The organism is Pseudomonas sp. P7758, from assembly GCF_013386485.1.
GTDB lineage: Bacteria > Pseudomonadota > Gammaproteobacteria > Pseudomonadales > Pseudomonadaceae > Aquipseudomonas.
Genome location: NZ_JACARS010000182.1, coordinates 1 through 5,568, shown reverse-complemented (window position 1 = coordinate 5,568; position 5,568 = coordinate 1). Strand labels below are relative to the sequence as shown.

Below are 5,568 nucleotides of genomic sequence, written 5' to 3'. Positions count from 1 at the left end.
CTGATACACCGCTTTCGCGAGCAAGCCCGCTCCCACACGGGTCTTGCCAGGGTTGCCCTGATCAGGCCGGGAACAGCTCGCTCAATTTCATGGCCAGCATCATGTCGCCTTCAGTGCGCAGTTTGCCGCCCATGAATGCCTGCATGCCGTCGGTGGAGCCGTCAACGATGCCTTTCATGGTTTCGCCGTCCATCACCAGGGTGACTTGGGCGTCCGGGTTTTCACCTTCCAGCAGTTCGCAGGTGTTGTTTTTCACGACCAGCGAGAAGTTCTGGGTGTCGTCGATACGGAAACCGAACACCAGGTCCAGGCCGTCGGCAGCGGCTGGGTTGAATTTGGCTTTCATTGCTTCTACGGCTTTAGCTACGTCAGTCATGGTTTCGATCCTTTTATGGTGAGTCCAGTGACCTTGGGGTCACGGTTGGCCGCAATTCATCGGAAAGTGATGAGCTGCGGCGCCTTCAACAGTTGCAAGTGGGTATGGCTGTTGAAGGAAGCCAGTGCCACCTCGCGACCACGGAATTTCAGCTGGTTGAGCGAGGTGTTAACAATTTGCCAGTTCAGTTCGAAGGCCTGTGCGGCAGGCATTCGGGTAATCAGGTGGAGCAGGGCAGTGATGGTGCCGCCGGAGGTAAACACGGCGATCTTGTCACTGTTTTCGGCGGCTTCGAGGAGCCGTTGCAGGCCGCCCTGGACACGCTCGACAAACCCCAGCCAGCTTTCCAGGCCCGGCGGGTCGTAGGTGCCGGCCAGCCAGCGTTCGATGATCAGGGAAAAGATGCGCTGGAATTCGCCACGGTTTTGCGCGGCGTTGCGCAGGATATGCAGGGCTTCGGGTTCGCTGTGCAGCAAGTCCGGGAGCAGGGCGCGGATGATCGCCTCGGCGTCGAACTCGTTGAACGCGCTGTCGATTTCCAGCGTGGGTACCGGCAGGCCGAGGGCGCTGTATTGTTCGAAGGCGGCGGTAGCAGTGTGCTGCTGGCGGCGCAGGTCGCCCGACACGCAGCGGTCGAAGCTCAGGCCCAGTTCGGCCAGGTGGCGGCCAAGCACTTGCGCCTGTTGCACACCGATGGGCGACAGCACGTCGTAGTCGTCTGCACCGAAGGAGGCCTGGCCATGTCGAATCAGGTAGATGCTGCCCACGTCCGTTTTCCCGGTACGTTGAAAGTCTGGCGAGGTTATGAGGATGCCGGGAAGCTGTCAATGAAAAAACATACGCTTGTTTTAAAAGGTCGTTAGAGGCCCGCTGCTGGCGGTTTGATCACTGGCCCCATGGCGGTGGCGTCGGTATGCTTGGGCAATCCGCGCCTGGCGCACTGCACTTGTAAGGAGTCACATGGATTTTCTGGCCGAGTACGCTACTTTCCTGGCTAAAACCGTCACCCTGGTCGTCGCCATCCTGGTGGTGCTGATCAGTTTCGCCGCATTGCGCAGCAAAGGCCGCCGCAAAGCTGCCGGCCAGTTGCAGGTCAGCAAGCTCAATGACTTCTACAAGGGTTTGCGTGAGCGCCTGGAGCAGACCCTGCTCGACAAGGACCAGCTCAAGGTCCTGCGCAAGTCTGAAGGCAAGGCCGAAAAGAAGAAGGGCAAGAAGAAGCCAGAAGCCAAGCCACGGGTGTTCGTGCTGGATTTCGACGGCGACATCAAGGCCTCGGCCACTGAAAGCCTGCGCCATGAAATCACGGCACTGCTGAGCCTGGCCACGCCCAAGGACGAAGTGGTGCTGCGCCTTGAAAGCGGCGGCGGCATGGTTCACAGCTACGGCCTGGCGTCGTCGCAACTGGCGCGTATCCGCGAGGCGGGCGTGCCGTTGACCGTGTGCATCGACAAGGTCGCGGCCAGCGGCGGCTACATGATGGCGTGCATCGGCGAGAAGATCATCAGCGCACCGTTTGCCATCCTCGGTTCGATTGGCGTGGTGGCGCAGTTGCCCAACGTCAACCGCCTGCTGAAGAAGCACGACATCGACTTCGAAGTGCTGACCGCCGGTGAATACAAACGCACCCTGACCGTGTTTGGCGAAAACACCGAGAAGGGCCGCGAGAAGTTCCAGGAAGACCTGGACATCACCCATCAACTGTTCAAGAACTTCGTGTCGCGCTACCGCCCGCAGCTGGCGATTGATGATGTGGCCACCGGCGAAGTCTGGCTGGGTGTCGCGGCGCTGGACAAGCAACTGGTGGACCAGCTGCAAACCAGCGACGAATACCTGGCGACCAAGGCCAAGACCGCCGAGGTGTTCCACCTGCACTATGCCGAGCGTAAAAGCCTGCAAGAGCGGGTGGGCCTGGCAGCCAGCGGTTCGGTCGACCGGGTGCTGCTGACTTGGTGGAGTCGCCTGACCCAGCAGCGTTTCTGGTAACAATTCCAGCTGACGTTCGAAGATCAAAATGTGGGAGCGGCGGTGCGACGATTCGACTTGCTCGCGAAGGCGGTGTGTCAGTCAATACATCTGTGACTGACACACCGCCTTCGCGAGCAAGCCCGCTCCCACATTGGTTTTGTGTTGGTCACATTACCGAGCTAGTAGTGAGGCCTGAGGCACCGCCGGTATGGGGTGCCGCATCAACGATCCCACTACCAACGCCCCCAGCAAACCCAACAACCCCGCCACCCACAGCACCACGCTGAACCCGCCGACGAACGCCTGCCGCGCCAGTGGCTGCACCATCCCTCGTGCCGTTTCAGGCAGCAACGCCATGGCCGCGGGCATATCGCCAGCCACTACCCGTGAAGCAATCCCTGCCGCCTGTTCCTGCCACTGGGAGCCGATGCTCGTGTGCAGCAACTGTTCGCTATGGCTGCTCAACAACGCCCCATACACCCCGATCGCCAACATGATCGCGCTGAAGCGCATGGTGGTGCTCATGCCCGACGCCATCCCCGCGCGGTCCCGTGGCACGCAAGCCATGATGTTTTTCTGCGTATCGCCATTGAGCAATCCCGCGCCGGCCCCCGTGACGGCAATCGCCAGGGCGAACGGCAGATAGCCGCCGATATTGACCGCCCAGGCGCTCAGCAGGTTGCCGCAACCCACCAGCGCCAGCCCTGTCGCCATCAGAGTGGCCGGGGCAAAGCGGCCGGCCAGGCGTGCGCCTATCCGCGGACAAATCAACATGGTCAAGGCAAACGGCAACATGCCCAGCCCGGAGGCAATCGCGGAGAACCCCAGGCCGTTTTGCAGGTAGAACGGCAGCAGTGTCATCATCACCTGGGCACAGCCGGCGTAGGCGAACATCCCCAGCAGTGCGCCGATAAAGCGCGGGTGCCTGAACAGTTGCAGGTCGACCATGGGCCGCTGTTGCAGGCGTTCGGCGAGTACAAAAACACCCAGCAACGCAGCGCCTCCCAGCAGCCGCGCGTAAGTCAGCGGGTTGTCCCAGCCGATACGGTTGGCTTCGATCAAACCCCAGATCAGGCACAGCAGGCTGGCACTGAAACTCAGGCTGCCCCAAGGGTCGAGCCTTGCAGCCTGGGCATCGCGGGATTCCGGAATCGCGCGCAGCACCAGTCCCATCAGCACCAGGCCGACCGGCAAATTCAGATAGAAAATCCAGCGCCAGCCCAGGTACTGGGTAATCAACCCGCCGAGGGTCGGTGCGGCAGTCATCGCCACGCCCATGCACGCGCCCCAGAAGGCCCAGGCCTTGGCGCGCTCCACTTCGTCATGGAAGGTATGGCCGATGGAGGCCAGGGCCGAGGTCAGTAGCAGCGCTGCGCCGACACCTTTGACGGCGCGAGCGATATCCAGGAACAACGCATTCGGCGCCGCACCGCAGCCGAGGGAGGCGAGGATGAAAATACCCAGGCCCCAGACCAGGGTCTTCTTGCGGCCAAAGCGGTCGGCAATGCTTCCGGCCGGCAATAACAGGGCGGCGAAGGCCAGCATATAAGCGCTGACCACCCATTCGATATCGGCAAAATTCGCCCCCAGGTCCCGGGCGATGCTCGGCAGGGTCACGGCGACGATATTGGTGTCGAGCACGATCAGCGAACAGACCCCGGAGGCGGTCAGCAGTGTCAGGCGCGGGCTGACCTTGCTCATGGCTGCACCGAAGCCACCGCCGCGAGGGCGATCTCGTCATCGTGGGCCGGAGTATCTGCGCTGATGCCGATGGCGCCCACTACCTGGCCTTCAAGGATGATTGGCTGGGCGCCCTTCATCATCAACAGGCCGGCGGTGATGGCTGCCGGGCGGTCATTGTTGATAGCGTTTTCCAGGTCCCCGGACGGCCGCTTGAAGAGCGCTGAAGTGCGCGCCTTGCCTTGGGCCAACTCGATACCGGCCACCACGGGAGCGCCATCCATACGCAGCGTCAGGATCGGCCAGCCACCGTCATCGACGATGGCCACGGCGCAGGGCCAGCCCTTGTCGGCGGCGACCTTGCGCGCGTGTGCGGCGATCTGCTGGGCCGTTGCCAGGCTCAGGATTGCCTTGTGGGCAATGCTTGCCGGGGCTTCTGCGGCCAGCGCTGCGGGCACGGTGCAAAGACCGGCAAGCACCAGGACCAATGATTTGACGAACATGGGAAAGCCTCTCTACTGTGAACGTACCGCGAGCTTATCCCCGGCAGGTGGCGTCCTTGTTAGGCGCCATACAGAACTTCATTACCTTTGAGCTAATCCTGCGATGGAAATACGTCATTTCCGCTACTTCCTGGCGGTTGCCCGGCAACGCAATTTCACCCGTGCTGCCGAACAGCTGGGTATCGCGCCGCCGACCCTGAGCCGGCAGATCCAGGACATGGAAACCACCCTCGGTACGCGCTTGTTTATCCGCCGCCAGCGCGAGGTCAGCCTGACCGAGGCGGGCGCGGCCTTGCTGATCGAGGCAGAGGCCACCGTGCGCCAGTTCGAGTTTGCCCAACGCAATGCCCAGCGCGCCGGGCGCGGCGAAATCGGTCATATCGAACTGGGTTATGTGGCGTCGGCGGTGTATTCGGGGTTGTTGCAGCGCCAGGTGCAGTCGTTCTGCGCGGACTGCCCGGACGTGAGCCTCAGCGTGCGTGAGAGCCCCATGGCGGCGTTGCCGGGGCTGGTGGCGGAGGGGCGTTTCGACATTGGCTACATTCGTTCGCCGATGACCTTGCCTGATGGGGTCGAAGCGGTGCGGTTGAGCAGTGAAGGGTTTGTGCTGGCGTTGCCCCAGGATTCGTGGCTGCTGGGGTTGAAGGCAATCAGTTGCGAGCACCTGCAGAACGAGACGTTTATCTTGCCCGAGCAGATCAGCGGCACGCTGCACGTGGCAGCGCAGGGTGGTTATGCGCCGCGACTGGGGCCGCAGCCGGGTGGGTTGGTGGCGGTGATTGCGTTGGTGTCACTGGGGCAGGGCGTGGCGGTGGTGCCGGAGTCGGTGGTGGGGCATGTGAGCTTGCCGAATGTCGTGTACCGCAGCATCGAAGGCAGCGAGGCGTCGTCCTGGTTGTCGCTGATTTACCGGCGCTTTGAAAAGGCGCCGGCGGTGGCGCGGTATATAGAGCAGGTGAAGCAGGTAGCCAGGTTGAAGGTTTGATCGCGGCGGGTTAGGTGCTTGACGGGTTAAGTGTGTTGCTGCCTTCGCGGGCAAGC

At 62.2% G+C, this 5,568-nt stretch carries 6 protein-coding genes; 2 read left to right on the top strand and 4 right to left on the bottom strand.

Annotation, left to right across the window (positions count from 1 at the left end):
- Nucleotides 1–61: 61 nt before the first annotated feature.
- Nucleotides 62–376 carry an SCP2 sterol-binding domain-containing protein gene (locus HX873_RS29495; RefSeq protein ID WP_003215671.1) on the bottom strand — a complete coding sequence of 105 codons (315 nt, stop codon included), beginning with the start codon at nt 374–376 and terminating at the stop codon, nt 62–64.
- Between the two features lie 56 nt (nt 377–432).
- Nucleotides 433–1,143 carry a histidine phosphatase family protein gene (locus HX873_RS29490; protein WP_177123609.1) on the bottom strand — a complete coding sequence of 237 codons (711 nt, stop codon included), beginning with the start codon at nt 1,141–1,143 and terminating at the stop codon, nt 433–435.
- 193 nt (nt 1,144–1,336) lie between these two features.
- Here HX873_RS29490 and sohB point away from each other — a divergent pair, with 193 nt between their 5' ends.
- Entirely contained in the window at nt 1,337–2,362 is a 1,026-nt protein-coding gene (gene sohB, locus HX873_RS29485; RefSeq protein ID WP_003215674.1) for a protease SohB, read from the top strand.
- A 153-nt stretch (nt 2,363–2,515) separates the two neighbouring features.
- Here the strand turns inward: sohB and HX873_RS29480 are convergent, their stop codons facing one another.
- Together HX873_RS29480 and HX873_RS29475 are read right to left on the bottom strand one after the other, a co-directional pair.
- Complete coding sequence (locus HX873_RS29480; RefSeq protein WP_177123608.1) at nt 2,516–4,045, bottom strand: MFS transporter; 1,530 nt, start codon at nt 4,043–4,045, stop codon at nt 2,516–2,518.
- Entirely contained in the window at nt 4,042–4,527 is a 486-nt protein-coding gene (locus tag HX873_RS29475; protein WP_177123607.1) for a heme-binding protein, read from the bottom strand. The genes HX873_RS29480 and HX873_RS29475 overlap by 4 nt, the downstream gene beginning before the upstream one ends.
- A 103-nt stretch (nt 4,528–4,630) precedes the next feature.
- Here HX873_RS29475 and HX873_RS29470 point away from each other — a divergent pair, with 103 nt between their 5' ends.
- Nucleotides 4,631–5,512, top strand: coding sequence for a LysR family transcriptional regulator (locus HX873_RS29470; protein WP_102605152.1), 882 nt, complete (start codon nt 4,631–4,633; stop codon nt 5,510–5,512).
- Nucleotides 5,513–5,568: the final 56 nt, after the last annotated feature.

Coding starts and splice junctions, on each gene's coding strand:
- HX873_RS29495 (WP_003215671.1), bottom strand. CDS start 376: ATGACTGACGTAGCTAAAGCCGTAGAAGCAATGAAAGCCAAATTCAAC.
- sohB (WP_003215674.1), top strand. CDS start 1,337: ATGGATTTTCTGGCCGAGTACGCTACTTTCCTGGCTAAAACCGTCACC.
- HX873_RS29480 (WP_177123608.1), bottom strand. CDS start 4,045: ATGAGCAAGGTCAGCCCGCGCCTGACACTGCTGACCGCCTCCGGGGTC.
- HX873_RS29475 (WP_177123607.1), bottom strand. CDS start 4,527: ATGTTCGTCAAATCATTGGTCCTGGTGCTTGCCGGTCTTTGCACCGTG.
- HX873_RS29470 (WP_102605152.1), top strand. CDS start 4,631: ATGGAAATACGTCATTTCCGCTACTTCCTGGCGGTTGCCCGGCAACGC.